The following is a 26,606-nucleotide window of genomic DNA, read 5'->3' on the forward strand; positions in this document are numbered from 1 at the left end:
CCGCTCAGGAGGGTGGCTTACACTAGGTGGCCCAGCAGGCCGACCCGCGAGGATCGACGCCGGCGCCGCCTCGGTGGCGTGGCAGTGCGCATGAACCGACCCGTTCCCCGTTTCCAGATCGTGCCCAATGGCGCCGCGCCCCGCCGCGGCCGCGGGCTATGGCTGCTGCTGGCCGCGCTGTGGCTGCTGTCGCTGGCGCTGACCTGGTGGCTGGCCAGCCGCCAGGCCGCGCCGCGGTTGAGTGCGGTCAGCGCGCAGTTGCGCGAGGCCGAACGCAATCTGCAGGCGCAGCAGCGGCAGATCGAGACGCTCAACCAGCGCCAGGCCACCCTGGCCCGCTCCGACCAGATCAGCCGCGCCGCCAACAACGAGGTGCAGAGTTCGCTGGCCGAGCGCGACGAGGAGATCGCCGGGCTGCGCGCCGACGTGGCGTTCTACGAGCGCCTGGTCGGCGCGACCAGCCAGCGCAAGGGCCTGAGCGTGCATTCGGTGGAGTTCTCCGCCGAGGCCGGCGGCACCTGGCGCTACAACGTGGTGCTGACCCAGAACCTCAACCGCGGCGCGATCAGCCAGGGCCAGCTGCGCCTGACCGTGGAAGGCGTGCGCGGCGGCAAGCTGACCAGCGTGGGCTGGGACGAATTGCACCAGAAGACCGGTGTGCCCGGGCAGGACTACTCGTTCCGCTACTTCCAGCAGCTGGATGGCAGCGTGATCCTGCCCAAGGGCTTCACTCCGCAACGGGTGCGGGTGGTGCTGAGCGGCGGGGGGGCGCCGGTCAGCCAGACCTTCGATTGGACATTGGCCGGTAACGGCAAAGGGGAATAATCAACCTATGTTTGGGAACAAGAACAGCCGCAGCAGCGGCCAGACCGTGGTCGACACGCTCATCGGCGCGCAGGTGGTGATCCGCGGCGACCTGGTGTTCAGCGGCGGGCTCTACGTGGAAGGGCGCATCCTCGGCAAGGTCATCGCCGAAGACGGCGCGCCGGCCACGCTGACCCTGTCCGAGCACGGCAGCATCGAGGGCGAGGTGCGCGCGCCGGTGGTCATCATCAACGGCCAGCTGATCGGCGACGTGCACGCCGCCGAGCGCGTGGAACTGGCGTCCAAGGCGCGGGTGCAGGGCAACGTGCACTACCAGGTGGTGGAGATGAACGCCGGCGCGCAGCTGACCGGGCGCCTGATCCACGCCGGCAGCCTGGCTGCGCTGGCGCCGCCGGAAGCGCATCGCGAGGCCGCCGGCGACGCCGAGCCGCCGCGCGCGTTGACCGCCGAGGCTTGATTCGGGCGTCGGCCGTCCCCATTCTGCCGCCATGAGCACTCTCGTATCCCTGCCAGGCGCCGCGCCCACGCCCGACTACCAGTCGCTGGATCGGCCGTTGAACTTCACCGCGGCCGCCGCGGCCAAGGTGCGCGAGCTGATCCGCGAGGAAGGCAACGATGCGCTGGCGCTGCGCGTGTACATCCAGGGCGGCGGCTGTTCCGGCTTCCAGTACGGGTTCGAGTTCGACGAGAACCGCGCCGAGGACGACTTGGCGGTGCAGACCGACCAGGTCACCCTGCTGGTCGACCCGCTCAGCCTGCAGTACCTGATGGGCGCGGAAGTGGATTACAGCGAGGGCCTGCACGGCGCGCAGTTCGTGATCCGCAATCCCAACGCCAAGACCACCTGCGGGTGCGGCAGCAGCTTCAGCGTGTAGACACGCTGCGGCTTGCGGGACGCCCGGTTTGCCTGCACCCTGCGGCGCATGTCCGATCCGACGCTTGACTCCTTCGCCTTCGCCGGTCCTGCGATCGACCGTGCCGATGCCGTGCGCAACGACGCGGCCGCGCTGCGCCAGGCCTGGGACCAGGCGCGGGTGCTGGTGCTGGAGGCCGATGGCCATGCGCATGCCGAGGCCGACGGACGCCCGCTGATCGCCAGCGGCGCCGCGCTTGGCGCCCTGGTGGAGCAGGCGCTGTTCCTCGGCCTGGACCACGGCCAGGCCTGGTTTGCGCTGGCCACCGACGCGGTGCCGCAGTTGCCGTCGCCGCCGCAGCGCATCGACCTGCGCCGCGCCGCCGCCGAGTGGCCGGCGCGGGAGGCCGGACTGTTCGCCTACGCCCGCGCAATGCTGCATTGGCAGTCGCGGACGCGCTTCTGCGGCGTCTGCGGCGGCGCCATCGCCTTGCAGCGCGGCGGCTTCCTCGGCGTCTGCACCCAGTGCGCCAGCGAACATTACCCACGGGTGGATCCGGCGGTGATCGTCGCGGTCAGCGACGGCCGGCGCCTGCTGCTGGGGCGCCAGGCGAGCTGGCCGGCGCGACGCTATTCGGTGATCGCCGGCTTCGTCGAACCGGGCGAATCGCTGGAGCAGACGGTGGCGCGCGAGGTGGCCGAAGAGACCCAGGTGCGGGTACGGCCCGGCAGCTGCCGCTACTTCGGCGCGCAGCCGTGGCCGTTCCCGGGCGCGCTGATGCTCGGCTTTACCGCGCAGGCAGAGGCGGACACGCCGCAGGTGGACGGCGAGCTGGAAGACGCGCGCTGGTTCGAGCGCGAGGAAGTCGGCGCCGCGCTGGCGCGCCTGGCCGCGCACGGCGACAGCGCCGACGATGGCCACGGCCTGCGTCTGCCGCCGCGCATCTCCATCGCCCGCGCGCTGATCGAGGACTGGTACCGGCACGGCGCGCCGGCCTGACCGCGCCGGCGCGCTGCGCGCATCCGTTTCAGAATGGTCCCGGAGGACCTGCATGTTCACGACCCTCGTCGCTGTGATCGTCGCCCTGGTGCTGGGCCATGTCGCCCCCGGCATGGTGGCCTCGTTGCGCCGCTTCGACGCCTTCGGCGACTGGCTCAGCTGGCTGGACACGCATGCCGGCGAGGGCAGTGCCTGGCGCGGCCGCTACGGTATCGCGCTGGCGCTGCTGCCGCCGCTGCTGCTGGTCGGCCTGCTGCAGTGGCTGCTGGCCGCGCCGCACCTGGGCCTGCTGACCCTGCTGTTCGGGATCGCGGTGCTGGCCTTCAGCTGGGGGCCGCGCGACCTGGACACCGATGTGGAGGCTATCATCGACGCCGACGATGCCGCGGCGCGGCAACTGGCGGTGGCGCGGTTGCAGGCCGATGGCGGGCCGCTGCGCGCCGATCCGGCCGGGTTGGTCGAGGCGGTGGCGGTCAGCGCGCTGCGGCGCTGGTTCGCGGTGCTGTTCTGGTTCCTGCTGTTGGGGCCGTTCGGTGCGCTGGGCTACCGCTTGCTGGCGCTGGCCGCGGTTGGTCCGTACGCGTCACGGCTGCCGCCGTCCACTGCCGCCGGCGCGCGGGCGCTGCTGACGGCGCTGGAATGGCCGGTGGCGCACCTGATGACCTTCTCGCTGGCCCTGGTCGGCAATTTTGAGGCGGTGTTCGGCGCCTGGCGCGCCGCCGGCAGCAAGCGCTGGCAGTTGGACGTCGGCTTCCTCGGGCCGGTGGCCTGCGCCAGCGTGCGCGGCGAACTCGATGCCGAGGCGCACGACTACAGCGACGCGGGCATGGTGGTGCCGGCGCTGCGGCGCCTGCCCGAACTGCGCGATGCGATGAGCCAGGTCTGGCGGGTGCTGCTGCTGTGGCTGGTGCTGCTGGCGCTGCTGGTGATCGCCGGCTGGGTCAGCTGAGGCCGCTCTCGACATCAGGGCACCTCTGACAACCTGCTTCGCCACGCATGAGGTTGTCGCGTAGGAGCGGCTTCAGCCGCGACGGATTTGTCGGGAACGCCTGTCGCGGCTGAAGCCGCTCCTATAGGGCGCATCCCGAAGCGATGCGAGGCGCCCATCGGCCGTGTGGTGCAAGCCTGCTACCGGACACGACGAGGCGGACGTGTCAGGCCGGCTAGTGCGGCGCCAGCAGAGTGAAGGGGAACCACGGCAGATTGCGTGCGATCCAGTAGCCCGGCAGTGCGATCAGCCAGAAGTTCGGCCGCGACACCACGCCGACCACCGGCGCGAACCAGGCCGCGCGCCAGCCGGCCTTCCAGGCGATCAGGCCCGGCAGCAGGGCCAGGCCCAGCATCGCGCCGGGATTCATCGCGAACGCCCCGACCGGGTCCAGGTGCACCAGCGCATGCAGGGCGCGGGTCATGCCGCAGCCCGGACAGTAGTAGCCGGTGAGCGCATGGAACATGCACGGCGCGAACGGATTGTTCGCGGCATTGGGATCGAAGCGGTACAGCAGCGTGGCGCCGCCGGCCGCGAACGCGGCGGCGGCGCCCAGGCACGCCCGTTGTTGCCAGGCGCGCATGCCGATCAGCTCGCGTGCTGCATCTGTTGGATGTACTGCATGTAGCTCTGCATGCCGCCGGTGGCGACCATGACGGCATTGATCAGCACGCCGATGATGGCCAGTGCGGTGGTCACCCAGCACCAGGTCTTGGCGGTGTTGGAGGCGCGACGCGCGCCCTCCAGGTCGCCCTGGTTGAGCAGGCCGTTGACCTTGCTGGAGAACACGATGGCGACGATGCCGGTGATCAACGACGGGCAGCAAAAGCAGAAGCCAAGCACCGTCGAGATGATCGCCCAGGCCAGGTGGTTGGGGACCGGAGCGGGCACGGGCGCGGGCGGGGGCGTGACGGGGCTGACGGTGCTCATGTGGATCTCCTCGATGGGTGGTGCACGGCAGCCGCTGAGTCTAGACGAGTCGCTGCGGTGCGGGCATGGCGCGCCGTCAGTGCGGCGCGAGCAGGGTGAAGGGGTACCAGGGCAGGTTGCGCAGCAGCGCGTAGCCGAGCAGGACCCACAGCCACAGGCGTGGGTCGGCGAGAATCTTCAGCAGCGGCGCCAGCGGACGCAGGCGCAGGCCGGCGGCGTTGAGCGCCATGATCGCCAGCAGCGGCAGCGCCACCACCAGCAACGGATTGCTGGCCCAGGCGTGGGCCAGATCGAAATGCACCAGCGCATGCAGACAGCGGGTGCTGCCGCAGCCGGGGCAGTACAGGCCGGTGAGGGCGCGGAACGGGCAACCCGGTAGTGGATTGCCGGGGACATTGGGATCGACGCGGCGCAGCACGACGGTGGCGACCACAGCGGCGCCGCTCAGTGCGGCCAGCGGCAGCCAGCGGGGCAGGGACTGCAGGCGCTGAAGGGACATGGCAGGCGGAGGATCGCGTGGTCGGCCGCCGTCGCAGGCGACGGCGGCCGCAGTCCTCAGGACATGGACGACTGCTGCATCATGCTGCCCAGACCGCCCAGGGCGAAGATCAAGATCAGATAGATGACCAACGCCACTACAGCGCCGATGACCGAGTAGATCGCCCACTTCTTGGCCTTGTCCGCCGACTCGCGCGCACCGTTCACATCGCCCGCGGCGAGCTTGGTGTTGACCTGCGCGGCGTAGACGATGGACACGATGCCCAGCGGCAGGCAGCAGAACAGCGTGGTCAGGATCGCCCAGACGAGATTGTTGGACACTTGCGGTGCGGTGGTATTCATCCGTGTTGCTCCGATGGTTGGGTGGTGAAACGGGAAACGCTTGGCGCTAGTGGTTGGTCAGGCTGCCGAGGAAGGCCAGGCCGCCGAACAGCAGGAACCACAGCGCCATCAGGATCGGCAGTGCGAACGCGGACCACAGCGCCCACAGGCCGGCCTTGCGCGAGGCCTCGCGGGCGCCGGCGATGTCGCCCGCGGCGCGGCGGCCATCCACCTGCGAGGCGTAGACGATGGAGACGATGCCCAGCGGCAGGCAGCAGAACAGCGTGGACAGGATCGCCCAGACGAGATTGTTGGGCACATACACGCCCGTCGCGTTGGGCGCTGGTGGTGGTGCGACGTGGTTCACTTTCCGCGCGGTCCTTCGTGATGGACGCCACCGCTTGTGGCGTCTCCCCTGCGGCTAATTTACCCCAAGCGCGCGCCTGCGGCACCTGCGCCGCACTCAGGCGGCATCGCCGCGCAGGCGCCGCACCTGCGCTTCCAGGCTCTCGGCGCTGGCCTGCGCGCCGGGAACCGGTGCGTCGGCGATCACCTCGACATGCGCGCGGAAGCGCCGCGGCACGCGCATGCGCCGCAATCGCGAGTCGCGCTTGCTCCACATGCTGGTCCACATGTTGCGCAGGGCCATCGGCACCACCGGCACCGTGCGCCGGGCCAGGATCTTCTCCACGCCGGACTTGAACGCGGCGATCTCGCCGTCCTTGGTCAGCGCACCCTCGGGGAAGATGCACACCAGTTCGCCCTCGGCCAGCGCCGCGTCGATGGCGTCGAACGCGCGCTGCATCAGTTCGGGATCCTCGCGTGCGCCGGCGATCGGGATCGCCTTGGCGGTGCGGAAGATCCAGCGCATCACCGGAATGTTGAAGATGCGGTAGTACATGACGAAGCGCACCGGCCGCGGAATCGCCGCGGCCAGCACCAGCGCGTCCATGTAGCTGACGTGGTTGCACACGATCAGCGCCGCGCCCTCCTCGGGTACATGCCGCTCGATGCCGTGCAGGCGCAGCCGGTACAGGGTGCGCACCATCACCCAGCTGAGGAAGCGCATCAGGAATTCGGGGACGATGCTGAAGATCCAGATCGCCACCACCGCGTTGGCGATGGCCAGCGCCAGGAACACCTGCGGGATGCTCAGCCCGGGCATCGGGATGCGCGTGCCGAACAGGTGCAGTTCCTGCATCTGCAGGACGATGCCGATCATCGCCGCCAGCACGATGAACAGCGAGTTCTGGATGTTGAGGCCGGCGATGACGCGCGACAGCTCCGCTTTCGGCGTGCGGCTCTGGATCAGCGCGAACAGCGGCACCACGAACAGGCCGGTGCACAGGCCGATGCCGACCAGGTCGAGCATGATCCGCCAACTGCCGGCCTGGTGGACGAACTGGCCGATGCCCAGGCCGGTCTGCAGCGCGGCGCCGGGCCGGGCGAAATACAGGTCGAGCATGAAGGCGCTGATGCCGAACGCGCCCAGCGGCACCAGGCCGATTTCCACGGTGCGCCCGGACAGCTTCTCGCACAGCAGCGAGCCGGTGCCGGTGCCGATGGAGAACAGCGCCAGGGCGAAGATGTACAGGTCCTGCGCGCCGCCCAGGTTGAGTTCGGCGTAGGTCGGCAACTGCGCGGTGAGCACGGTGCCGACGAACCAGAACCAGGACACGCCGAGCACGGCGTTGCGCACCGCCAGCTGGCGCCGGGTCAGGCGCATGATCGCCAGCGATTCCGGCAGCGGGTTCCAGTTGATCTTCAGCTCGGGCGCACCGGCGTCGACCTTGGGGATGCAGCGCGCCATCAGGTTGCCGGTGACCGCCAGCGCCACCACCGCGGTGGCCGCGGCCACCGGCCCGTGGCTGCCGGCGATCTGGAAGATCAGCCCGCCCAGGATCATGCCGCACAGGATCGAGATCGAGGTGCCCATCTCGACCAGGCCGTTGCCGCCGGTCAGTTCCTCCGGCTTGAGCACCGACGGCAGGATCGAATACTTCACCGGGCCGAACAGGGTGGACTGCAGGCCGGTGCAGAACAGCGCCACCAGCAGCACCGCCATGTTCTCGGTCAGGAAGCCGACCGCGGCCAGCGACATGATGCCGATCTCCATCGTGGTGGTGATGACCACCAGCCGCGACTTCTCCAGTTTCTCGGCGATCTGCCCGGCCAGCGAGGAGAACAGGAAGTACGGCAGGATGAACAGTGCCGGCGCCAGGTTGGTGTACAGCGTGCGCTGCTCCGGGGTCACGCCCAGGTAGAACAGCAGGCCGATGATCGCCTGCCGGTACACGTTGTCGTTGAACGCGCCCAGCGACTGGACCACGAAGAACGGCAGAAAGCGGCGTTGCCGCAGCAGGGCGAACTGGCTGTGGGCGGACATGCAGGCTCCTTTGCGAACGCGCGCAGCCTAGCAGGTTCGCCGCGCGCGCAGGCGCGGCGCGCGGCGGCCCGCCCCGGCGCTGCCGGCCGCCGCCTGGATGGCGTCGCGCCGCGCGTGCAGCAGGGCGATGAAGGCGCGTGCGGCCGGGGTCGGGTCCGGACGCCACACGGCATAAGTGAGGAAGCGGAAGCGCTCGCGCAGCGCCACCGTGGCCACGCCGTGCATGCCGGTGGCCATGGTCTGCGGCACCACCGCCAGGCCCAGGTCCTCGGCCACCAGTTGCCGCTGCAGGTCGGCATGGGTGACCTCGTATTGCAGGCGCTGGCGCAGGCCGGCGGCGGCGAAGGCGCGGTCGATGATGCCGCGCACGCCGGCGCCGGGGGTCAGCCCGGCCATCGGCGCATCTTCCAGGTCGCGTAGCGACACCTCGCGACGCGCGGCGAAGCGGTTGCCGGGCGCGGCGATCAGCGCCAGCGGCTCCTCGTGCAGCAGCAGGTGCTGCGGCGGCAGCGCTACGTGCGGGCCGACCCCGACCAGGGCCACGTCGAGCCGGCCTTCGCCCAGGTCCAGCAGCAGCGCATCGCTCATGCCGGTGCGCAGGTGCACGTCCACCGCGCTGTGCGCCTCGCGGAACTGGCGCAGCACCGCCGGCACCTGCACCGCGTTCAACGAGGAGATCTGCCCGATCTGCAGGCGGCCGCGCACCGTGCCCAGGGTCTGCGCCATCTCCTCGTGCAGGCGTTCGGCGGCGCGCAGGGTGGCGCGGGCGTTGTGCAGGAACACCTCGCCGGCGGCGGTGGCGCGCACGTGGCGCGCACCGCGCTCGAACAGCCGCGCGCCCAGCGCCTGCTCGATCTTGGCGATCTGGTGACTCAGCGCCGATTGCACGGTGTGGCAGCGGCGTGCGGCGGCGGTGAAGCTGCCTTCCTCGGCGACGGCGACGGCGAATTCGAGCTGGCGCAAGGTCAGCATGATGGCGCCTGGCGTGCGTCGCGCCGATGTGGCAGCCGATCGGCACTGCTGCCGCAGGCGTGCGTCGCCCGTGGTCGCGGCGCGCGCCTCATGCCGGGCGCCCCAGCCGCCTGCGCCATTGCTGGCGCAGCCACAGGCGGATGTTGTAGCGGCGCTTGCGGCTCATGAACGGGTAGCGCAGGCTCATGCCGAGCAGGCCGCGCAGGGTGTCCAGCCGCGGCGCCTGCGCGGGCAGGGCGTCGCAGCGCACCGAGATGCGGTCGCAGCCGGCGTCGTGGGTGCGGTGGATGACGTCGGCGCGCATGATCAGCAGGTCGCCGACGGCGAGCTGCGGCACCACCTTGTGCGCTTCCAGGTCGAAGCCGATCTTCCAGCCGGGGCTGGCGTCGTGCAGGTCCTCGATCGCATACCAGTCGCCGATGGTGATGGCCTGCCCGGGAAAGCGCAGCCGGAACCAGTCCAGCGTGTCGGCCTCCACGCAGCGGAAGCGCAGCGCGCCGCGGCCCTGGATGCGCTGGTGCAGGTGCGGATCCAGGCGCGCGACCACGTCGTCGGCGACGATCGCCACGTTGGCCAGGCCGGCGTCGGGCTTGAACACCGGCATGTAGCAGATCAGGTAGTTGCGGTGGTCGGCGTGCAGGAAATAGCTGAAGTGGTCCAGGTGCCAGTTGAGCGCGCCGCCCGGCGCGGTCTTCGGGTCGCGGTGCGGGTCGAACGGCAGGCGCAGGCTCGGCGCGGCATGGCTCTCGCGAATGCGGATGGCGCAGTAGCCGAAGCGGTCGGCGGCGATCGCCAGGCCCATGGCCGCGGCCACCGCCGGCACGGTGGCGGCGATGCGCGCCTGGATCCGCTGCATGTCCGCCGCCGGCAGGTTGCCGATCACGCCATCGTGGAACTTCTCGGCGCCTTCCAGGAAGCGCAGCAGGCCGTCGGGAATGTCGCCGTCGCCCAGGAAGCCGCGGACTACGGCGTAGCCGTGCCGGTGCAGCGCCTCGGCGATGTCGGTGCTGGGCATGGGGTAGGTTCCTCGGAAGCTGCGGTGCCGCGGGCCGCGCTCACGCTATCTCAAAAACAGATGGCAGTGGTGAAAAAAATGCGTTTGAACGATCGCTGCCGCCGCCACAGACTGCGCCCCTCTCTTCGATCCGGTTCCCTTCCATGGACACGACCTCGCATCCGCCGATACGCCGCGGCCTGGTGTTGCTGATGGCCACCGCCACCGGCCTGGCGGTGGCCAGCAACTACTACGCGCAGCCGCTGCTGGAGGTACTGGCGCAGACCTTCGCCATCGACGTGCGCCATGCCGGCGCGGTGGTCACCACCGCGCAGCTGGCCTATGCCGCCGGCCTGCTGTTCCTGGTGCCGCTGGGCGACCGCTTCGAGCGCCGCAGCCTGATCGTCGGGCTGTATGCGCTCAGCGCGGTCGGCCTGCTGGTCAGCGCGATGGCGCACAGCTTCGCGCTGCTGCTGCTGGGCACGCTGATCACCGGCCTGAGTTCGGTGGCGGCGCAGATCCTGGTGCCGTTCGCCGCGACGCTGGCCGCGCCGCACGAGCGCGGCCGGGTCATCGGCACGGTGATGAGCGGGCTGCTGCTGGGCATCCTGCTGGCGCGCACGGTGTCCGGCCTGCTGGCCGGGATCGGCGGCTGGCACACCGTGTACTGGGTGGCGGCGGCGCTGATCCTGGTGGTGTTGGGCCTGCTGTGGCGCGGCCTGCCGCGGCATCCGGGCAATCCGCAGCTGTCCTATCCGCACCTGATCGGCTCGGTGCTGGCGCTGCTGCGCGACGAGCCGGTGCTGCGCGCGCGGGCGGTGCTGGGTGGGCTGATCTTCGCCGGTTTCAGCATGTTCTGGACCACGTTGGCGTTCCTGCTGTCCGGCCCGGACTACCGCTACGGCACCGCAACCATCGGTCTGTTCGGGTTGATCGGTGCGGCCGGCGCGTTCGCCGCCAACCTGTCCGGCAAGCTGTCCGACCGCGGTGCCGGCCATCTGGTCGGCTGGGGTGGCCTGGTCATGCTGCTGCTGTCGTGGTTGCTGCTGCTCGGCGCGCCGCACTCGCTGTGGCTGCTGATCGCCGGGGTGGTGCTGCTGGACGTGGCGGTGCAGGGCGTGCACATCGGCAACCAGAGCGTGATCTACCAACTGGATCCGGCCGCGCGCAACCGCATCACCTCGGCTTACGTCACCTGCTACTTCATCGGCGGTGCGATCGGCTCCAGCCTCGGCACCGCGGCCTATGCCTACGCCGGCTGGCGCGGGGTGGCGATCGGTGGTGCGGCGCTGGCGGTGGCGGCGCTGCTGTGGATGGGCCTCAGCGTGCGGCCGGGGCGGCAAGCGCCGGCGCCGGCGGCACCGGTGCGGCACTGACCGCCTGCGCGGCGGCGCGCAGCTTGGGCAGCAGGCGCAGGGTCAGCGCGAGCTGGTTGCGCACCAGCCGGCGCTTGGCCTCGTCGATGCCGTCCTCGCGCTCCAGCGCCTCGGCCAGGGCGATCTCGGCGGGTTCGTCGGCGGCCGGTAGCGTGCGTCGCTCGGCCAGTGCGTCGGCCAACGCGCCCAGCGCCTGCGGCAGGTAGTCGCCGGCGCGGGCGATGTCCGGATCGGTCTCGCCGGCCAGCGCGGCGCGGTGCGCGCCCAGCGCCGACAGGTAGCCGAGCAGGGTGTTGGACAGGGCCAGGAAGCGGAAGCCGGCATCCAGGTTGCGGCGGTAGCGGCCGGGTTCGCGCAGCATGTTCGACAGCGCCACCGACAGCGCGGCGTCGGCGTTGTGCATGTCGCGGCGGGCGATGCGGTAGGGCAGGTCGTCGCGCATGCCGCTGCGGTACTGCTCCAGCACCTGCGCCAGGTAGCGCGCGCTGCTGGACAGCACCGTCGCCAGCACCTGGTGGAGGCGCCGGCCCTGCCAGTCCGGCAGGATCAGGAACGAGGCGGCGGCGGCGATCGCGCAGCCGATCAGGGTGTCGAGCAGGCGCGGCCAGATCAGCATGAAGCCGTCGCCGATCAGGTTGAAGCAGAACAGCGCCATCACCGTGATCGCCGCGGTGGCGAGCATGTAGCGGTCGGTGCGGGTGACGAAGAACACCAGGGTGCCGAGCAGGGCGAACAGCAACTGCAGTTCGGTGCCGGGGAACAGCTGCATCAGTGCCCACGCCGCGCCCAGGCCGATCAGGGTGCCGGCCATGCGCTGAACCAGGCGCAGGCGGGTGGCGCCGTAGTTGGGGCGGCACACGAAGGCGGTGGTCAGCAGGATCCAGTAGCCGTTGCTGGCATGGATCGACTGCATGACGACGTAGCCCACCACCAGCGCGATGGCCATGCGCAGGCCGTGCCGGAACAGCACCGAGCCGGGCGTGAGCTGCTGGCCGAGGCGCCGCAGCATCTCGCGCAGGGTGTGCGGCGAGGAGTCGCGCAGGCGGGTATCGAGGGTATCGCTGGTGGTATCCGATTGCGCGGCCTCGGCCAGGCGCCGCTCGATGCTGTGCAGGTTGGTCACCAGCAGCTCCAGCGAGCCCAGCAGGCGCGCCTGCCGCGGATCGGCGCGGGCGTGCAGGAAATCCAGCGACTGGCGCAGGTCGGTGGTGGCCTGCTGGGTCTGTTCGCCGTAGTCGAACGGCTGCCGCAGCCGGATCGCCTCGCCCAGCGCCGCGCAGGCCTTGCCCTGCAGGGCCAGCAGGCGCTGGCAGCGGTACAGCACGTCGCTGTGGAAGAACGCGTCGGTCAGCGCCTCGTACGGGTAGTGCGAGGAACTGGCGCGCTCGTGGAAGTCCTGCGCCATGTAGTACAGGCGGAAATACAGGCCCGACTGCACGCCGGGCCGGCCGGAGCGGCCGAAGCGGCTGATGATCGCGGTCTTGGCCGCGTTCAGCGCCGCCACCACCCGCGCGTTCTGCTCGGCCAGCGCCAGCCGCCGCGCGTGCAGGTCGCTCTGCCGCACCGGCTCGAACAGGGCCGCCTTGCACCGCAGGTAGCGGCCCAATTCCAGGTACAGCCGCGACAGCCGCTCGCGTACCGGCCGGTTGGCGAACAGCACCGTCCACAGCACCGACAGCACGCCGTACCAACTGGCGCCCAGCAACAGCAGCGCCACGCCGTGCCAGGCGTCGCCGCCGACATGGCCGTTCTGGTTGCCGTGGTCCAGGCCGATCATCGCGTAGATGGCCAGCGCCACCGTGGCCTGGGCGATCGAAGCGTAGCGTTCGCCGAGCGCGCCGAGCAGGGTCAGGGCAAAGGTGGACAGCGCCAGGCCGGCGGCGAACGGCCACGGATACGGGAACAGCAGCACCACCGCGGCGGCGGCGGCGGCGAAGCACAGCAGCGACAGTAGCACCGACTTGATCCGGCCCAGCCAGTTGTCGTCGGTCTCGGCGATGGCGCTGGCGATGGTGCCCAGGAAGATCGCCGGCACCGCCTCCAGTTGCTGCAGATGCCAGCACACGCCCATCGCCACCGCCAGCGCGATGAACACGCGCAGCCCGTAGCTGGCCTTTTCGTGGGCCCACAGGCGGCTCAGGCGGGTTTCGATCGAGGGGGTCGGCACGGGGACACGATAGCGCACCGTCGCTGTATGCGATCCCCTCTGAAAGGTTGGCTCAGACCGCGAGTTGCCGCAGGCGTGCGTCCAGCAGCGCCGGGAAGCGCTTGTACCAGGTCTGGTTGAGCGGCGAGGGATGCGGCAGCGGGTACAGCGTCACGCGGCGGGTGCGGCGGCCGTCCTCGCTGCGCAGCTCCACCTCGGTCTGCGCCTGGAAGCGGTCCTCGCGCGCCCAGAACGCGTCCAGCGCCGCACGCACCTCGCGCGGCTGGTCGATGCCGAACCACAGGAAGGCCTCGCGGCCGAGGGTGAGGATCGCGTGGCCGCGCCACTGCTCGAGCAGCAGGCGCCGCATCAGCGGGTGGAAGCGCCGCTTCACCGGCATCGACCACGCCTTGTTGCCCACCGGCTTGTACGGCACGGTGTTGAGCCAGAAGGCGACGCGGCCGGCCCTGAGCCCGGCGGCGAAGTCGGGCATCTCCTCGCCGTGGTGCAGGTGCCGGTACAGCGCCTTGCGCACCAGTTGGCCGCCGCTGCCGACGAAGGGTTCGCCGTGTTCCACCTCGCTGCGGCCCGGGTCGCGACCGAGGATGCACACCTTCGCATCGCGGCGGCCCAGGCCGATGATGGGATCGAACGGATCCTTGCCGCAGGCGGCGTAGGCCGCGGTGTCGATGCCGTCGGTCTGCGCGGCGAGCGCGCGGAAGCGGGTGCGGAGAGCGGGAGAGAGGGCCATGGGGCGTGCGCGAACCGGTAGAGGATCAAAGCTAGCGCAGGGGTGATGGAGATTGCGTGGGCGCATTCGCAGGAGCGGCTTCAGCCGCGACCGGCGCTCCCGGTCAGACCCCTGTCGCGGCTCAAGCCGCTCCTACAGGGAGCGGGCTGGGCATCCTTGTGGGAGGGACTTCAGTCCCGACGCGCGACGTTGTCAGCTGTGCTTTGGGCTTCGCTCGTCGCGGCTGAAGCCGCTCCCACACGTGGCGACGTGCTACGCCCCCTGCTCGCGCGCGATCGCGCGCCAGCCGATGTCGTGGCGGTGGAATTCGCTGGCCCAGTGGATCTGCGCCACGCCGGCGTAGGCATGGCGCTGCGCTTCGGCCACGCTCTCGCCCAGCGCCGCCACGCACAGCACGCGGCCGCCGGCGCTGAGCACGCGGCCCTGCGCGTCCAGCGTGGTGCCGGCATGGAACACCTTGGCGTTGGCCGGCACCGCGTCCAGGCCGGTGATCGCTTCGCCGGTGACCGGGGTCTCAGGATACGGCGCCGCCGCCAGCACCACGCCCAGCGACGGGCGCGGATCCCACTGCGCTTCGGTCGCGTGCAGGCGCTCGTCGAGCGCGGCGTCGAGCAGGTCGAGCAGGTCCGACTGCAGGCGCAGCATCACCGGCTGGGTTTCCGGGTCGCCGAAACGCACGTTGAATTCGATCACCTTGGGCGCGCCGCTGGCGTCGATCATCAGCCCGGCGTACAGGAAACCGGTGAACGGCACGCCGTCGGCGCGCATGCCGCGCACGGTCGGTTCCACCACTTCGCGCATCACGCGTGCGTGCACCTCGGGCGTCACCACCGGCGCTGGCGAGTACGCGCCCATGCCGCCGGTGTTGGGGCCGGTGTCGCCGTCGCCGACGCGCTTGTGGTCCTGGCTGGTGGCCATCGGCAACGCGGTGTGGCCGTCGACCATGGAGATGAAGCTGGCTTCCTCGCCGTCGAGGAATTCCTCGATCACCACGCGCGCGCCGGCGTCGCCGAAGGCGTTGCCGGAGAGCATGTCGCGCACCGCGGCCTCGGCCTCGTCCAGCGACATCGCCACGATCACGCCCTTGCCGGCGGCCAGGCCGTCGGCCTTGATCACGATCGGCGCGCCCTTGGCGCGGACATAGGCCAGCGCGGCCTCGACCTCGGTATGCACGGCGTAGAACGCGGTGGGAATGCCGTGGCGCTGCAGGAAATCCTTGGCGTAGGCCTTGCTGCCTTCCAACTGCGCGGCGGCGGCGCTGGGGCCGAAGATGCGCAGCCCCGCGGCGCGGAAGCGGTCGACCACGCCCAGCACCAGCGGCACTTCCGGCCCAACCACGGTCAGCGCGACGCCTTCGTCCTGGGCCAGCGCCAGCAGGCCGTCGAGGTCGTTCACCTTGACCGCCACGTTGCGGCACTTGGCCTCGCTGGCGGTACCGGCATTGCCGGGCGCCACCAGCACTTCGTCGACACGGGGGGACTGGGCCAGCTTCCAGGCCAGGGCGTGTTCGCGGCCGCCGGAGCCGATGACGAGCAGTTTCATCGCGGAATTCCAGATTGCAGGGGAAAGGGGAACGGCTGCACCGGGCGCGCGTGCCTCATGCACAGCCTTCGCGTTGCAGCGCTTCGGGGAAATGGTAGGTCCAGGTCTTCGTGTCCAGCACGAAGCGGTGTTCGCGCTGGACCTGACGCTGGCCACAATCCACGCCGGTTTCCTCGATCAGCAGCGGCCAGACGCGGGCGGCGGGGTCGCGGTCGTCGAAGCGCAGGGCGAAGTCGAGGTCGAACTGGCCGGCCTTGCAGTCCGCAGCCGCATCTGCGGCGTCGCAGTCGGCGGCGGCGCCGTTGTCGATGTGGCTGCGCAGGCTGCCGGCATCGACCAGGCCCTTGGGGCCGGGCAGGATCAGCGTTTGCGATTGCAGCGCGTAGCCCTGGCCAAACCAGCCGTCCTCGACGCGGAACCCGTAGAAATCGCTGCCGGCGCGGACGATGCCGACCTCGCCCGGCTGGCCGTTGCTGCCGTAAGTGCCGCCGGTGCGCTCGGCGGCGACGGCGAAGCCCTGGCCCTCGGGACGCAGCACGTAGAAGTCGATGGTGCCCGGCTCCGGATGGCCTGCATCGCGCAGCGTGCCGCACACCGCCAGCAACTGCTGCCAGCCGTCGCCGATGACCACCGGCTGTTCGACGCAGACCTGCCAGTCCACCGCATGGCGCGCGCCATCCTGGGTCCACTGTCCCGGCCAGTGCCCGGCGAGCATGGCGGCGCTGCCGTAGCGCTGCTGCAGGAACGCCTGCAGCCGCGCGGTGCGGCTGACGTGGGCCGGCGCTGCGGCGCTGGCGGGCGCAGGTGCCGCGCTGGGTGCGGGCGTCGCGGCCGGCTTGCAGCCGCCGAGCACGAGCACGCCGGCCAGGGCCAGCACGGCGTGCGGACGGGGCGCGACAGCGGACATGCGCAGCGCTCCGGGACTCAGTGCCGGAAGTGGCGCACGCCGGTAAACACCATGGCGATGCCGTGCTCGTCGGCCGCGGCGATGACCTCGGCGTCGCGCATCGAACCGCCCGGCTGGATCACCGCCTTGATGCCGGCCGCGGCGGCGGCGTCGATGCCGTCGCGGAACGGGAAGAACGCATCGGAGGCCATCACCGAGCCTTCCACGGCCAGGCCGGCGTCGGTGGCCTTGATCCCGGCGATGCGCGCCGAGTACACCCGGCTCATCTGCCCGGCGCCGACGCCGATGGTGCGGTGGTCCTTGGCGTAGACGATGGCGTTGGACTTGACGTACTTGGCCACCTTCCACGCGAACAGCAGGTCGTCGAACTGCGCCTCGGTCGGCGCCAGTCGGGTCACCACCTTCAACGCGTCGCGCGGCACCACGTGCGCGTCGCTGGTCTGCAGCAGGATGCCGGAGCCGACGCGCTTGCTGTCGATGCCGTAGGCGCCGTCGCCGGCGGGGATGCGCAGCACGCGCACGTTGGCCTTCTTCTTGGCGTACTCCAGCGCGGCGTCGTCGTAGTCGGGGGCGATCAGCACCTCGACGAACTGGCGGTCCAGGATCGCCTGCGCGGTGGCCGCATCCAGCCGCCGGTTGAAGGCGATGATGCCGCCGAAGGCGCTGGTCGGGTCGGTGGCGTAGGCCAGTTCGTAGGCGTCGCCGCAGCCGGCGCCGACCGCCACGCCGCAGGGATTGGCGTGCTTGACGATGACGCAGGCCGGCGCGTCGAACTGGCGCACGCATTCCCAGGCCGCATCGCTGTCGGCGATGTTGTTGTAGGACAGCTCCTTGCCCTGCAACTGGGTGAAGGTGGCCAGGGTGCCGGGCGTGGGCTGCAGGTCGCGGTAGAACGCGGCCTGCTGGTGCGGGTTCTCGCCGTAGCGCAGTTCCATCACCTTGACGAAGCTGGAGTTCATCTGCGCCGGGAACGGACTGCGCGTGGGCACGGCGGCGTCGCTGGCGGTGACAGCGGACAGGTAGTTGCTGATCGCCGCATCGTACTGGGCCACGCGGTTGAACGCGGCCACCGCCAGGGCGAAGCGCTTGGCCGCCGACAGCCGGCCGTCATTGGCTTCCAGCTCGGCCAGCAGCTCGGCGTACTGCGCCGGGTCGGTGGCCACGGCCACGCGGGCGAAGTTCTTGGCCGCCGAGCGCAGCATCGCCGGGCCGCCGATGTCGATGTTCTCCACCGCGTCGGCGAGCGTGCAGTCGGCCTTGGCGGTGACCGCCTCGAACGGATACAGGTTGAGCACCAGCAGGTCGATCGCGGCGATGCCGTGTTCGGCCATCACCGCATCATCGGTGCCGGCGCGGCCGAGCAGCCCGCCGTGCACCAGCGGGTGCAGGGTCTTGACCCGGCCGTCCATCATTTCCGGGAAGCCGGTCAGTTCGGACACGTCCTTCACCGCCAGCCCGGCCTCGCGCAGCGCCTTGGCGGTGCCGCCGGTGGACAGCAGTTCGACGTTGCGCGCGGCCAGCGCGCGGGCCAGGTCGATCAGGCCGGTCTTGTCGGAAACGGACAGCAACGCCCGGCGCACGGGCAGGAAATCGGAGGACATGGGGCAGGGCGGGGGCAGCGGAACGGGCCGCCATTGTAGGCGCTGAGGCCCGGCGACGCCCGGCCGGCGCGCGTGCCGGACGCGCGGATCGTGCCGATGCGCCCCGGTCGGGGCGATCGCGCCGAGGGCGAGCGCCCGTGCGTAGCAGCGCTTCGGCGCCGCAGACGCTGCGCGACAATCCGCCGCGCGTCGACGACGCACACCGTTGCCTGTGCCGCTGCGCGCGCCGCCTGCCTTGGGCATCGTGGGTTGCGCGCCATCGCGCGCGCCGCCGCTGCGATGCATTAGGCTGTCGCCGCCCCCGCCCTCGCCGCCAGGACCACGCGCGTGTCGATCTATGCCCTCAAAGGACGTTTCCAGGACCTGCTGCGGCCCGGCGTGCGGGTGCTGTACCGGCTCGGCGTCACCGCCAATCAGGTGACCGCGGCCGCGGCGCTGGTGTCGCTGCTGGTCGCCGCGCTGGTCTATGCGCAAGGCGCGGCGCAGCCGCTGTGGTACGCGCTGCTGCCGCTGTGGATGCTGCTGCGGATGGCCTTGAACGCGGTGGACGGCATGCTGGCGCGCGAGTTCGGCCAGCAGTCGCGGCTGGGCGCCTACCTCAACGAACTGTGCGACGTGGTCGCCGATGCGGCGCTGTACCTGAGCCTGCTCGGCGTGCCCGGCGTCGGTGCCGGCTGGTTGTGGCTGATGGCGCTGACCGCGGCGTTGACCGAATATGCCGGCGTGCTCGGGCTGATGGTCGGCGCCAGCCGTCGCTACGATGGGCCGATGGGCAAGAGCGACCGTGCCTTCGTCGTCGGGCTGATCGGCGTGCTGCTGGCCGGCGCCTGGATCGGCGCGGCCACGGTCACGGCCATCGCCATGGCCGTGGCGCTGTTGTGCGCGGCGACCGTGCTGCGCCGGGTCGCGGCGGGATTGCGCGAGGCGGCTGCGCGCGCGTGAGCGGGGGCGCGGCCGATGCGGCCGCGGGACACAGTGGATTCACGGCAGACAGGACATCGGCAACGGATGCGGCAGGTCAACGAAAGCGAATTCGTCAGTTTCGACGGCACACGGTTGTTCTACCGGCACTGGCCGGCCACCGCGCCGGTGGCACCGCCCAGGGCGATCGTGCTGCTGCATCGCGGCCACGAACATTCCGGGCGGGTCGCGCATCTGGCCGAGGAACTGGGCCTGGACGACTGCGCGGTGTTCGCGTGGGATGCGCGCGGCAACGGCCGCTCGCCCGGCGCGCGCGGCGATGCCCCCGGCTTCCCGGCGCTGGTGCGCGACCTGGACCGCTTCGTCGCGCACATCGGCGAGGTCCACGGCGTCGCCGTGCAGGACATTGTGGTGATCGCGCAGAGCGTGGGGGCGGTGGTCGCCAGCACCTGGGTGCACGACTACGCGCCGCCGCTGCGCGCGCTGGTGCTGGCCTCGCCGGCGTTCAAGGTCAAGCTGTACGTGCCGTTCGCGCGGCCCGGGCTGGCCCTGATGCAGACGCTGCGCGGCAATTTTTTCGTCAACAGCTACGTCAAGCCGCAGTGGCTGACCCACGACCCGGCGCGGGTCGAGAGCTACCGCACTGATCCGCTGATCACCCGGCCGATCTCGGTGCGGGTGCTGCTGGGCCTGTACGCGGCGGCCGACCGCGTGGTCGGCGATGCGCAGGCGATCACCGTGCCGGTGCAGTTGCTGGTGTCCGGCAGCGATTTCGTGGTGCACCGCGGGCCGCAGGACCGCTTCTACGAGCGCCTGTCCTCGCCGGTGAAGGAGCGCCACCTGCTGCCCGGTTTCTTCCACGACACCCTGGGCGAGCGCGACCGCGCACCGGCGCTGGCGCAGATCCGCCGCTTCGTGCGCGATCGCTTCGCCGAGGTGCCGGCGCTGCCCAGCCTGCGCCACGCGCACCGCCGCGGGCCGACCTTCGAGGAAGCCGAGCGCCTGGCCTGGCCGCCGCAGCGCTACAGCCTGCAGGACCTGCGCTGGCGCGGCGTGCGCGCTGGGCTGCGCCTGGGCGGACAGCTCTCCGAAGGCATTGCCCTCGGCCTGCAGACCGGCTTCGATTCCGGCAGCACGCTGGACTACATCTACCGCGACCAGGCGGCCGGGCGCGGCCCGCTGGGGCGGATGATCGACCGCAACTACTTGGATGCGATCGGCTGGCGCGGCATCCGCGTGCGCCGCCAGCATCTCCACGAACTGTTGGGCCTGGCGATGCAGCGGCTGCGCGCCGCGGGCCTGCCGGTGCGCGCGCTGGACATCGCCGCCGGCCACGGCCGCTACGTGCTGGAAGCGCTGGCCGGCGGCAGCCAGCGCGCCGATGCGATCCTGCTGCGCGATTTCAGCCCGTTGAACGTGGAGCAGGGCCGCGCGCTGATTGCCGCACTCGGCGCCACCGATATCGCCCGCTTCGAGCAGGGCGACGCCTTCGACCGCGACGCGTTGGCGGCGTTGCAGCCGCGGCCGACGCTGGCCGTGGTGTCGGGTCTGTACGAGCTGTTCCCGGACAACGACCAGGTGCTGCGCTCGCTGCAGGGCGTGGCTGCGGCGGTAGAGCCGGGCGGCTACCTGGCCTACACCGGCCAGCCCTGGCATCCGCAGCTGGAATTCATCGCCCGTGCGCTGACCAGCCACCGCGGCGGTGCGGCCTGGGTGATGCGCCGGCGCACCCAGCAGGAGATGGATGAACTGGTGCGCACGGCCGGCTTCCGCAAGCTGGAGCAGCGCATCGACGAGTGGGGCATCTTCACCGTGTCGCTGGCGCAGCGGATCGCGCCATGAGCATGGCGGCCGCGCGGCCGTGGCGGCGTGCGCTGGCCTGGCTGGCGCTGCTGGGGCCGTTCTTCTTCCTCAGCTACGGCCTGGCCAACACCCTGGCCGCGCGCCGTGCCGAGGTGCCGTCGTTGCCGTTCGCCTGGGAAAGCCACATCCCGTTCTGGCCGTGGACCATCGTCCCGTACTGGTCGATCGACCTGTTCTACGTGATCTCGTTCTTCGTCTGCCGCACGCGCGCCGAGCTGGACACGCATGCGCGGCGCCTGCTCACCGCGCAACTGCTGGCGGTGGCTTGCTTCCTGCTGTGGCCGCTGCGCTTTGGCTTCGAACGGCCGCCGACCGAGGGCGTGTTCGGCTGGCTGTTCGCGGTGCTGCTCGGCTTCGACAAGCCGTTCAACCAGGCGCCGTCGCTGCACATCGTGCTGCTGGTGGTGCTGTGGGTGCGCTATGCGCAGCACCTGCACGGGCTGGCGCGGTGGGCCCTGCACGGCTGGTTCGCGCTGATCGGGTTATCGGTGCTGACCACCTACCAGCATCACTTCCTCGACGTGCCCACCGGCCTGGCCGCGGGCTGGCTCTGCGTGTGGCTGTGGCCGGAGCGCATCGCCGCGCCGTGGCGGGCCGCGGCGCCGGCGCGCGATCCGCGGCGCTGGCGCCTGGCTGCGCTGTACCTGCTCGGCAGCGCGGCCTGCGCGGCTGCCGCGCGCGCGCTCGGTGGCGCCGGCTGGTGGCTGCTGTGGCCGGCGCTGTCGCTGCTGCTGGTCGCGCTCAGTTATGCGCTGCTCGGCCCGCTGGGCCTGCAGAAACGTGACGATGGCCGCCTGAGCCTGGCCGCCCGCTGGCTGTATGCGCCGTACCTGGCCGCTGCCTGGCTCAACTCGCGCGCCTGGACCTGGCGCGATCCGGCGCCGCGCGCGATCGTCGACGGCGTCTGGCTCGGGCGCCTGCCCGGTCGCGGCGAGCGCACGCGTTTCGCCGCGGTGGTCGATGTCAGTGCGGAACTGTCGTTGCGCGAGGCGCAGGCGCACGACCGCGTGGTGCCGATGCTGGACCTGGTGGCGCCGCCGGCCGCGGCCTTGCGCATGGCCGCCGACGCGATCGAAGCGGCGCGCGCACACGGCCACGTGCTGGCCTGCTGCGCGCTGGGCTATTCGCGCAGCGCGGCAGCAGTGGCTACCTGGCTGCTGCGCAGCGGCCGCGCCACCAGCGTGGACGAGGCGCTGGCGCTGTTGCGAGCGCACGCGCCACGGATCGTGCTGGGACCGGCGCAGCGTGCCGCCATCGCCGCCGCCTGCACCACATCACCGGCGCTGCTGCAGGCGCAGGAGCTGCCGGCATGAGCACGCCGCTGGAACTGCGCACGATGGCGGCGGTGTTGCGCCAGGCCGCGCCACTGGATCGGCTGTCGCTGCTGCTGCTCGCGGTCAGCGTGCTGCTGGCGGCGTGGTATGCCGGCACCGGTGCCGTCCTCGCCGTGTCCTGCTGTGGCGTCGCCGCGTTGGCCGGCCTGCTGCAGCGCTACTGGGCGGCGCGGGTCGGCCTGGACGTGGCGTTGCTTGAGGCAGTGCTGGCCGAACCGGACCTGCAGCGCGCCGGCGCCGACCTGGACGCGGCTCTGCAGCGGCTGAGCCTGTTGCGCACGCCGCCGCCGCCGCGCGACTGGCTGGCGCGCTGGCAGGGCATGCGCCGCCTGTTGCGGCGGCAGCTGCTGTGTTTCGCCCTGCAGGTTCTGTCACTGCTGCTGGCGCTGTGCACGGCGCCAGCGGGCTGGGAAGCGCTGCGATGACGCGAACGCCGACGCCGCTGCTGCCGGCCAGCGTCGATCCCGATCACGCGGCGCTGTGGCAGCGCCTGCAGGCCGATGGCTTCGGCGAGGGCGACGCGGCGTTGCCGGCGTTCGAGCGCCGCGTCGCTGAGGAGGCCAGCGTGTCGCTGGCGCTGGCCGCGCACCTGGTCGAGGAATACCGGCGCTTCTGCTTCCTGGCCTGCGTCGCCGGCGAGGAGATCACGCCGAGTCCGCTGGTCGACCAGGCCTGGCATGCGCACCTCACCGACACCCGCGAATACTGGCAGCGGTTCTGTCCGCAGGTGCTGCGCCGCACCCTGCACCACCAGCCCGGGCGCGGCGATCCGGCCGACGCTGCGCGTTTCCAGGCCCAGTACGCGGCCACCCTGGCGCAGTACCGGCACTACTTCGGCGAGCCGCCGGCGGCGTGCTGGCCGGCGCCGGCCGGCACGCGTCCATCCGTGCCGGCACCGCGCCAGGCCGGCGCGCGCCGCAGCGCGCCGGCGCGTGCCGGCGTCGCCGTGTGGGGCTGGATGCTGGGTGTTGCCCTGCTGTTCGCGGTGCTCTGGCAACGCCACGGTCCGCTGTCGCCGCTGCACTGGCCCGGACCGCCGTTTCTGCTGCTGTTCCTGGCCGGCATCGGCCTGGCCTGGAGCCTGGGCGCGCGTCTGCGCCTGGCCGTGCGCGGATTGCGCCGCGCCGTGCTCGACACGCCGCTCGACGCCACCGAACTGGCCTATCTGGCCGGCGGCAGCGAGCGCGTCGCCGACCAGCAACTGGCCCTGTTGCTCGCGGCCGGCGCTGTACGTCTGCACGCGGAGCCGCACGTGCGCCGCCAGGCGCGGCTGCAGCCCACCACGGTCGCGGTACCACCGGCGCTGCAACGCGCGCTCGCGATCGTGCGCGCGCACCCGCAGTTGCAGCAGGCGCTGGCCGCGTTGCAGCGCGATGCCGCGCCGCTGCGCCGGGCACTGGTCGCCAAGGGGCTATGGCTGGGCCATGGGCAGGCGCTGTGCGCGCGCCTGTTCGGCGCCGCGCCGTTGCTGGCGCTGTGGACCCTGGGCGTGATGAAGTTGCGGATCGGCCTGCAGTTGCAGCGTCCGGTCGGCTTCCTGGTGGCGGCGATGGTGGTGGTCAGCGTCGTTGCGCTCGGTTTCCTGCTCACGCCGCCGCGGCGCAGCGTCGCCGGCGACGCCTTGCTGGCCGACCGCGAGGCGGCCTGGCGCGATGGCGTCGCCGCGCCCTCGCTGGCGCCCGGTTCGCACCTGGCGCTGCCGCTGGCCCTGGCCCTGGCCCTGGCCGGGACCAGCGTGCTGATGACCACGCCCTGGGCCGACTATCACGCCTTGCGTGCGCCCGCAGCCAACGGCCGCGGCGGCAGCTGTTCGACCAGCAACTGCGGTGGGGGCGGCGGCGGCAGCGACGGCGGCAGCAGTTGCGGCGGCGGTGGCTGCGGCGGCTGTGGAGGCGGCGACTGATGGCCGGTTCGACCTGGCAGGCGCGGCGCGCGCAGTGGCGTGCGCGGCTGGCGCTGGCGTTGCGCGCGCGCGGGGCCACGCCCAACGGCGTGTCCTGGAGCGGACTGGCGTGCGCGGTGCTGGCGGCGCTGATGTTCGCCCTGGCCTGGCGCGAGCCGCCGGCCAACGCCGCCGCGTTGCTGGTGCTGGCGGCGCTGGCGCTGCAGGCGCGGCTGCTGTGCAACCGCCTGGACGGCTTGATGGCGCAGCAGGCGCAGATGATCGGCCGCGCCGGCGCGGTGTACAACGAGGCGCCGGACCGGCTGTCGGACGTGGCGGTGTGCCTGGGTGTGGGCTATGGCCTGCAGCCGGTGCTGGGCATCGGCGCGGAACTGGGCTGGGCCGCCGCCCTGCTGTGCGTGGGCACCGCCTATGTGCGCATGCTCGGCCTGGCCTGCGCGGTGCGCGAACCGCTGCAGGGGCCGATGGCGCGCGCGCAGCGCATGCATTGGTTGTCGCTGGCCGCGTTGCTGGCGGCGGCCGCGCTGCTGCTGCAACACGTGGTACTGGCCCGCACGATCCTTGCCGTGGCGCTGGCGTTGCTGATCGCCGCCGCCGCCCTGACCATCGTGATCCGCGTGCGCGCCATCGTGCGCGAACTGGAGTGGAAATGATCGAACGCCTGATCGCCCGCGGCTGCAGTGCCGCGATCCGTCTGCTCACCGGCGCACGCGCGCTGTGGCGCGGCTGCATGCCGTCCAGCGAACGCCGGGTGTACTACGGCAACCACGCCAGCCACGGCGATTTCGTGCTGATCTGGTCGTCGCTGCCGGCGCCGCTGCGACGCGAGGTGCGGCCGGTGGCGGCGGCCGACTACTGGCAGCGCGATGCGCTGCGCCGCTACCTGATCCACGCGGTGTTCAACGGCGTGCTGATCGAGCGCGACCCGCAGCAGCGCCAGCGCGATCCGATCGCCTGCCTGTGCGAGGCGGTCGACGCCGGCGGCTCGTTGATCCTGTTTCCGGAAGGCACCCGCAACACCGAGGACGGCCTGCTGCCGTTCAAGAGCGGGCTCTATCACCTGGCGCGGCAGCGTCCGGAACTGGAGTTCGTGCCGGTGTGGATCGACAACCTCAAGCGGGTGATGCCCAAGGGCAAGTGGTTGCCGTTGCCGTTGCTGTGCACCACCACCTTCGGCGAACCGCTGCGACTGGGCGCCGGCGAGGACAAGCAGGCCTTCCTCGATCGCGCGCGTGCGGCCTTGCTGGCCTTGGCGCCGGAGCAGGCGGAGGCGGCCCGATGAATCCGATCGCGCTGAGCGAACACCTGCAGCAATCCTCGCTGCGGCAACAGACGGTGTGGCTGTTTCTTGGCATCGCCACGGTGCTGGTGGTGGCCACGCTGATCGCCGAGACCCTGCGCTGGCGCGCACGCGGACGGCCCAGCGCGGTGCTGGACAACCTGGTGGCGCGGATCCGCGCGTGGTGGGTGATGGCCGGGGTGGTGGCGCTGGCGTTCGCCTTCGGCCGGCTCGGCGTGATCGTGCTGTTCGCGCTGGTGTCGCTGTTCGCGCTGCGCGAGTTCATCACCCTCACCCCGACCCGGCGCGGCGACTACTACGCGCTGCTGGCCGCGTTCTACGTGGTGCTGCCGTGGCAGTACTGGCTGGTGTGGAGCGACTGGTACGGCCTGTACACGCTGCTGATCCCGGTCTACGCGTTCCTGGTGCTGCCGATCCTGGCGACCATCGGCGGCGACACCACGCGCTACCTGGAACGTACCGCCAAGGTGCAATGGGGGCTGATGATCTGCGTGTTCTGCATCTCGCATGTGCCGGCGCTGCTGAACCTGCGCATCCCCGGCTACGAGGACCGCAACCTGCTGCTGTTCGCGTTTCTGGTGATCGTGGTGCAGTCCTCGGACGTGCTGCAGTACGTGTGGGGCAAGCTGCTGGGCCGGCACCTGATCGCGCCGAAGCTGTCGCCGTCCAAGACCGTGGAAGGCTTCGTCGGCGGCATCCTCTCGGCAAGCCTGCTCGGCGCGGCGCTGTGGTGGATCACCCCGTTCTCGCCGCTGCAGGCATTCGCGCTGGCGCTGGTGGCCAACCTGATGGGCTTCTTCGGCGGCCTGGTGATGTCGGCGATCAAGCGCGACCGCGGCATCAAGGACTGGGGCCACATGATCGAAGGCCACGGCGGCGTGCTCGACCGATTGGATTCGGTGTGTTTTGCGGCGCCGGTATTCTTCCACCTGATCCGCTATGGGTGGGTGTGAGGGGCGGGGAGTCGTGATTAGGGATTGGGGATTGGTTGGAGCGGCGCGCGGTGCGCGTTGCGCCTGTGCGGGCGTAGGAGCGGCTTCAGCCGCGATGCTTTACCGAGAGCGTATAGCGGCCGATCGCGCAGGAGGACGGCATGGCTTCCGCACCCGCATCTTCAGACGATGTCGCGTCGGGGCTGAAGCCCCTCCCACAGTAGCGATGCGCGCGGTTCGGCGTTCGGTGTTTTCTTCGCTGC

The 26,606-nt window shown here is 71.3% G+C and carries 27 protein-coding genes; 14 read left to right on the forward strand and 13 right to left on the reverse strand.

Annotated features, from left to right (window positions below; genetic code table 11):
- Window positions 1–90: 90 nt before the first annotated feature.
- From RAB71_RS02245 to RAB71_RS02265, 5 genes are read left to right on the forward strand one after another with little or no spacing between them, the layout of a single operon-like run.
- Window positions 91–825, forward strand: coding sequence for a DUF6776 family protein (locus RAB71_RS02245; protein ID WP_010341430.1), 735 nt, complete (start codon window positions 91–93; stop codon window positions 823–825).
- Between the two features lie 7 nt (window positions 826–832).
- Window positions 833–1,282 carry a polymer-forming cytoskeletal protein gene (locus RAB71_RS02250; RefSeq protein ID WP_010341431.1) on the forward strand — a complete coding sequence of 150 codons (450 nt, stop codon included), beginning with the start codon at window positions 833–835 and terminating at the stop codon, window positions 1,280–1,282.
- 31 nt (window positions 1,283–1,313) lie between these two features.
- Complete coding sequence (erpA, locus tag RAB71_RS02255) at window positions 1,314–1,700, forward strand: iron-sulfur cluster insertion protein ErpA (RefSeq protein WP_017908990.1); 387 nt, start codon at window positions 1,314–1,316, stop codon at window positions 1,698–1,700.
- Between the two features lie 48 nt (window positions 1,701–1,748).
- Window positions 1,749–2,678 carry an NAD(+) diphosphatase gene (gene nudC / locus RAB71_RS02260; protein ID WP_010341434.1) on the forward strand — a complete coding sequence of 310 codons (930 nt, stop codon included), beginning with the start codon at window positions 1,749–1,751 and terminating at the stop codon, window positions 2,676–2,678.
- Between the two features lie 52 nt (window positions 2,679–2,730).
- Window positions 2,731–3,627: a membrane protein gene (locus RAB71_RS02265; protein ID WP_010341435.1), complete on the forward strand. Its 897-nt coding sequence runs from the start codon at window positions 2,731–2,733 to the stop codon at window positions 3,625–3,627.
- 214 nt (window positions 3,628–3,841) lie between these two features.
- Here the strand turns inward: RAB71_RS02265 and RAB71_RS02270 are convergent, their stop codons facing one another.
- From RAB71_RS02270 to RAB71_RS02305, 8 genes are all read right to left on the reverse strand, one after another.
- Window positions 3,842–4,249 (reverse strand): DUF2752 domain-containing protein, encoded by a 408-nt coding sequence (locus RAB71_RS02270; RefSeq protein ID WP_010341436.1) that lies wholly within the window; start codon window positions 4,247–4,249, stop codon window positions 3,842–3,844.
- A gap of 5 nt (window positions 4,250–4,254) precedes the next feature.
- Complete coding sequence (locus tag RAB71_RS02275) at window positions 4,255–4,596, reverse strand: CD225/dispanin family protein (protein ID WP_010341438.1); 342 nt, start codon at window positions 4,594–4,596, stop codon at window positions 4,255–4,257.
- A gap of 76 nt (window positions 4,597–4,672) precedes the next feature.
- A complete protein-coding gene (locus RAB71_RS02280; protein ID WP_010341440.1) occupies window positions 4,673–5,095 on the reverse strand; it encodes a DUF2752 domain-containing protein in 423 nt (140 codons plus the stop codon).
- 56 nt (window positions 5,096–5,151) lie between these two features.
- A complete protein-coding gene (locus tag RAB71_RS02285; protein ID WP_010341442.1) occupies window positions 5,152–5,436 on the reverse strand; it encodes a CD225/dispanin family protein in 285 nt (94 codons plus the stop codon).
- A gap of 46 nt (window positions 5,437–5,482) precedes the next feature.
- The gene (locus tag RAB71_RS02290) at window positions 5,483–5,782 is read right to left on the reverse strand and encodes a CD225/dispanin family protein (protein WP_040901150.1); all 300 of its coding nucleotides are present in this window, start codon (window positions 5,780–5,782) and stop codon (window positions 5,483–5,485) included.
- A 96-nt stretch (window positions 5,783–5,878) separates the two neighbouring features.
- Window positions 5,879–7,801: an MFS transporter gene (locus tag RAB71_RS02295; protein WP_010341444.1), complete on the reverse strand. Its 1,923-nt coding sequence runs from the start codon at window positions 7,799–7,801 to the stop codon at window positions 5,879–5,881.
- Window positions 7,802–7,828: 27 nt separating this feature from the next.
- A complete protein-coding gene (locus RAB71_RS02300) occupies window positions 7,829–8,773 on the reverse strand; it encodes a LysR family transcriptional regulator (RefSeq protein WP_010341445.1) in 945 nt (314 codons plus the stop codon).
- An 88-nt stretch (window positions 8,774–8,861) separates the two neighbouring features.
- Window positions 8,862–9,788 (reverse strand): hypothetical protein, encoded by a 927-nt coding sequence (locus RAB71_RS02305; protein ID WP_010341446.1) that lies wholly within the window; start codon window positions 9,786–9,788, stop codon window positions 8,862–8,864.
- 143 nt (window positions 9,789–9,931) lie between these two features.
- Here RAB71_RS02305 and RAB71_RS02310 point away from each other — a divergent pair, with 143 nt between their 5' ends.
- On the forward strand, window positions 9,932–11,143 hold the full coding sequence (locus tag RAB71_RS02310) for an MFS transporter (RefSeq protein ID WP_050946541.1): 1,212 nt from the start codon (window positions 9,932–9,934) through the stop codon (window positions 11,141–11,143).
- Here the strand turns inward: RAB71_RS02310 and yccS are convergent.
- The 5 genes from yccS to purH all read right to left on the reverse strand — a co-directional run bounded on the left by yccS (window position 11,088) and on the right by purH (window position 18,090).
- Window positions 11,088–13,310: a YccS family putative transporter gene (gene yccS / locus RAB71_RS02315; protein ID WP_029561886.1), complete on the reverse strand. Its 2,223-nt coding sequence runs from the start codon at window positions 13,308–13,310 to the stop codon at window positions 11,088–11,090. The genes RAB71_RS02310 and yccS overlap by 56 nt on opposite strands.
- A gap of 52 nt (window positions 13,311–13,362) precedes the next feature.
- The gene (locus RAB71_RS02320) at window positions 13,363–14,040 is read right to left on the reverse strand and encodes a uracil-DNA glycosylase family protein (protein WP_010341449.1); all 678 of its coding nucleotides are present in this window, start codon (window positions 14,038–14,040) and stop codon (window positions 13,363–13,365) included.
- A 252-nt stretch (window positions 14,041–14,292) separates the two neighbouring features.
- On the reverse strand, window positions 14,293–15,582 hold the full coding sequence (purD, locus tag RAB71_RS02325) for a phosphoribosylamine--glycine ligase (RefSeq protein ID WP_010341450.1): 1,290 nt from the start codon (window positions 15,580–15,582) through the stop codon (window positions 14,293–14,295).
- A 55-nt stretch (window positions 15,583–15,637) separates the two neighbouring features.
- Window positions 15,638–16,489 (reverse strand): hypothetical protein, encoded by an 852-nt coding sequence (locus RAB71_RS02330; RefSeq protein ID WP_010341451.1) that lies wholly within the window; start codon window positions 16,487–16,489, stop codon window positions 15,638–15,640.
- Window positions 16,490–16,506: 17 nt separating this feature from the next.
- The gene (gene purH, locus RAB71_RS02335) at window positions 16,507–18,090 is read right to left on the reverse strand and encodes a bifunctional phosphoribosylaminoimidazolecarboxamide formyltransferase/IMP cyclohydrolase (protein WP_010341452.1); all 1,584 of its coding nucleotides are present in this window, start codon (window positions 18,088–18,090) and stop codon (window positions 16,507–16,509) included.
- A 327-nt stretch (window positions 18,091–18,417) separates the two neighbouring features.
- On the opposite strand from purH, the gene RAB71_RS02340 reads away from it, so the two are divergent.
- The 8 genes from RAB71_RS02340 (at window position 18,418) to RAB71_RS02375 (ending at window position 26,364) form a co-directional block, all read left to right on the forward strand.
- Window positions 18,418–19,032 (forward strand): CDP-alcohol phosphatidyltransferase family protein, encoded by a 615-nt coding sequence (locus tag RAB71_RS02340; protein ID WP_010341453.1) that lies wholly within the window; start codon window positions 18,418–18,420, stop codon window positions 19,030–19,032.
- A 66-nt stretch (window positions 19,033–19,098) separates the two neighbouring features.
- Entirely contained in the window at window positions 19,099–20,853 is a 1,755-nt protein-coding gene (locus RAB71_RS02345; protein WP_010341454.1) for a bifunctional alpha/beta hydrolase/class I SAM-dependent methyltransferase, read from the forward strand.
- 2 nt (window positions 20,854–20,855) lie between these two features.
- Window positions 20,856–22,187 (forward strand): phosphatase PAP2/dual specificity phosphatase family protein, encoded by a 1,332-nt coding sequence (locus tag RAB71_RS02350; RefSeq protein ID WP_100224002.1) that lies wholly within the window; start codon window positions 20,856–20,858, stop codon window positions 22,185–22,187.
- Complete coding sequence (locus tag RAB71_RS02355) at window positions 22,184–22,633, forward strand: hypothetical protein (protein WP_010341457.1); 450 nt, start codon at window positions 22,184–22,186, stop codon at window positions 22,631–22,633. Before RAB71_RS02350 ends, RAB71_RS02355 begins: the two co-directional genes overlap by 4 nt.
- The gene (locus RAB71_RS02360) at window positions 22,630–24,111 is read left to right on the forward strand and encodes a TIGR04222 domain-containing membrane protein (protein ID WP_104609602.1); all 1,482 of its coding nucleotides are present in this window, start codon (window positions 22,630–22,632) and stop codon (window positions 24,109–24,111) included. The genes RAB71_RS02355 and RAB71_RS02360 overlap by 4 nt, the downstream gene beginning before the upstream one ends.
- The gene (locus RAB71_RS02365) at window positions 24,111–24,764 is read left to right on the forward strand and encodes a CDP-alcohol phosphatidyltransferase family protein (RefSeq protein ID WP_010343859.1); all 654 of its coding nucleotides are present in this window, start codon (window positions 24,111–24,113) and stop codon (window positions 24,762–24,764) included. Before RAB71_RS02360 ends, RAB71_RS02365 begins: the two co-directional genes overlap by 1 nt.
- A complete protein-coding gene (locus tag RAB71_RS02370; RefSeq protein WP_010343858.1) occupies window positions 24,761–25,393 on the forward strand; it encodes a 1-acyl-sn-glycerol-3-phosphate acyltransferase in 633 nt (210 codons plus the stop codon). Before RAB71_RS02365 ends, RAB71_RS02370 begins: the two co-directional genes overlap by 4 nt.
- The gene (locus RAB71_RS02375; protein WP_010343857.1) at window positions 25,390–26,364 is read left to right on the forward strand and encodes a phosphatidate cytidylyltransferase; all 975 of its coding nucleotides are present in this window, start codon (window positions 25,390–25,392) and stop codon (window positions 26,362–26,364) included. Before RAB71_RS02370 ends, RAB71_RS02375 begins: the two co-directional genes overlap by 4 nt.
- Window positions 26,365–26,606 lie beyond the last annotated feature (242 nt).

The sequence above is a fragment of the Xanthomonas sacchari genome, from assembly GCF_040529065.1.
GTDB lineage: Bacteria > Pseudomonadota > Gammaproteobacteria > Xanthomonadales > Xanthomonadaceae > Xanthomonas_A > Xanthomonas_A sacchari.